2 protein-coding genes are annotated in these 2,664 nt (G+C 66.2%); both read left to right on the top strand.

Annotated features, from left to right (window positions below; all coding sequences use genetic code 11):
- Window positions 1-945: DUF3616 domain-containing protein (locus tag HC022_RS23605; protein WP_167454030.1), on the top strand; the 945-nt coding region annotated here is incomplete at its 5' end.
- Window positions 946-1,192: 247 nt separating this feature from the next.
- Window positions 1,193-2,664: polyribonucleotide nucleotidyltransferase (gene pnp / locus HC022_RS23600; protein WP_167454029.1), on the top strand; the 1,472-nt coding region annotated here is incomplete at its 3' end.

The raw sequence follows: 2,664 nt of genomic DNA, 5'->3' as shown, positions 1-2,664 counted from the left end.
GAGACCCTGTTCCTGTCCTGCGACGAGACCGCTGGCATCGACCGGCTGACCCCGGACAAGTCGGGTTACGGCAACCACGTCCACTTCAACCTGGGCGAGCTGGTCGAGCTTCCCGACGGCCCCGATGGAGAAATGGACATCGAGGGTCTGGCGGTGGACGGCGACTGGATCTGGATCTGCGGTTCGCACTCGCTGAAGCGCGAGAAGCCCGACGTCGACGACGACCCCAAGGCCGCGCTCGACCGCATGGCGGACATCGACTGGGACGAGAACCGCGCCTTTCTCGGCCGCCTGCCGCTGGTGATGGAAGACGAGGCGCCGCGCCCGGTCGCCCGGGATGGCGCGCGCCGGATGGCCCACGTGAAACAGGGCAAGAAGAGCGCGCTGAAGAAATGGCTGAAGGGCGACCCGCACCTCGACGGCTTCCTCTCGATCCCGAGCAAGGAGAACGGGCTCGACATCGAGGGCATCGCGGTCAAGGGGCTGCGGATCTGGCTGGGGCTGCGCGGCCCGGTGCTGCGCGGCCGCGCGGTGATCCTCGACATGGAGATGAAGGTGACCAAGAACGGCCACCTGAAGCCGCGCCGGCTGGCCGACGGGATGCGCTACCGCAAGCACCTGATCAACACCACCGGGCAGGGCGTCCGCGACCTCAGCTTCGATGGCGACGACCTCATTGTTCTGACGGGCACGGCGCTGGCGGGGGACGGGCCCTCCGAGGTGCTGCGCTGGCGCGACGCGGTGGCGGACGTGACCTCGGGTCTCGTGGAGCCTGCCAAGGTCGAGACGCTGGCCGAGCTGCCCTATCGCGGTGCGGTGGATCACCCCGAGGGCATCGTGCCGTGGCTGAAGCCCGGCGAATGGCTGGCGGTCTACGACAGCCCGGCTCCGGAGCGGGTCAAGGAAAGGCCCGCGCGGGTGCTCGCCGATATCTGGACCTTCTGAGCCGTTCCCGCGGCTGGGACCGCAAGGCAGGTCGCCCGGAATGCCCTATTCATAGGCGTCCCGGCGCCCTTGCGCATGTATTTTCCTTTCCCTGTTGGCCAAACTCTTGTATGGCCCCTCCCATCTGAGACGTGACGCCTTCAGCCCCCGGGCGCGTGCAAGAGGATAAGGGGGCGGCGGCAATGGGGCCGCCACGCAAACGGGAGACGCAGGAGGGCCTGCGAGAGCTCCCTTACAGGATACGACCATGTTCAACATTTCGAAGAAAAGCATGCAGTGGGGCGAAGAGACCCTCACTCTTGAGACGGGCAAGGTTGCCCGTCAGGCCGACGGCTCGGTCATCGCCACGCTTGGCGAAACCAGCGTCATGGCCAACGTGACCTTCGCAAAAGAGCCGAAGCCGGGTCAGGACTTCTTTCCGCTGACCGTCCACTACCAGGAAAAATACTATGCCGCGGGCAAGGTGCCCGGCGGCTTCTTCAAGCGCGAGGCGCGGCCGACCGAAAAGGAAACGCTGACCGCCCGCCTGATCGACCGCCCGATCCGCCCGCTGTTCGTCCCCGGCTTCAAGCATGAAGTGCTGGTGATGTGCACCGTGCTCAGCCACGACCTCGTCAACGATCCCGACATCGTCGCGATGATCGCCGCCTCCGCCGCCCTGACCATCTCGGGCGTGCCGTTCATGGGCCCGATCGCCGGTGCCCGCGTCGGCTTCGAGGATGGCGAATACGTGCTGAACCCGACCGTCGACGACATGCAGGGGCTGCGCAACAACCCCGAGCAGCGTCTCGACCTCGTCGTCGCCGGCACCAAGGACGCCGTGATGATGGTGGAATCGGAAGCCTACGAGCTGACCGAGGACGAGATGCTGGGCGCCGTGACCTTCGCGCACGAGCAGATCCAGCCGGTCATCGACCTCATCATCTCGCTGGCCGAAGAAGCCGCGAAAGAGCCGTTCGACTTCCAGGCGCCGGATTACTCCGAGCTCTTCGAAGTGGTGAAGGGCTTCGGTGAAGAGAAGATGCGCGCGGCCTACGCGATCTCCGACAAGCAGGAACGCGTTGCCGCCGTTTCCGCCGTCAAGGAAGAGATCAAGGGCCAGCTCAGCGAAGAGCAGCTCGAGGACGCGAACCTCGGCTCGGCGCTGAAGAAGCTCGAGTCCAACGTGCTCCGTGCCGACGTGGTGAAGAACAAGCGCCGCATCGACGGCCGCGCGCTCGACCAGGTCCGCCCGATCGTTTCGGAAACCTCGGTGCTGCCGCGGACCCACGGGTCGTCGCTGTTCACCCGTGGCGAAACCCAGGCGCTGGTCGTGACCACGCTGGGCACCGGCGACGACGAGCAGATCATCGACGCCCTGCATGGCAACTTCCGTTCGAACTTCCTGCTGCACTACAACTTCCCGCCGTACTCGGTCGGTGAGGTTGGCCGCGTGGGGTCGCCCGGTCGTCGCGAAATCGGCCACGGCAAGCTGGCATGGCGCGCGCTTCAGGCCGTGCTGCCCGCCCCGACCGACTTCCCCTACACCATCCGCGTGGTCTCCGAGATCACCGAGTCCAACGGCTCGTCCTCGATGGCATCCGTCTGCGGCGGCTCGCTGTCGATGATGGACGCGGGCGTTCCGCTCAAGGCTCCGGTGGCCGGTGTGGCCATGGGCCTCGTGCTGGAAGACGGCGGTGAGTATGCGGTCCTGACCGACATCCTTGGCGACGAGGATCA

This window comes from Salipiger sp. HF18 (assembly GCF_011806505.1).
Lineage (GTDB): Bacteria > Pseudomonadota > Alphaproteobacteria > Rhodobacterales > Rhodobacteraceae > Salipiger > Salipiger thiooxidans.
This window is presented reverse-complemented; position numbering and strand designations above follow the sequence as displayed.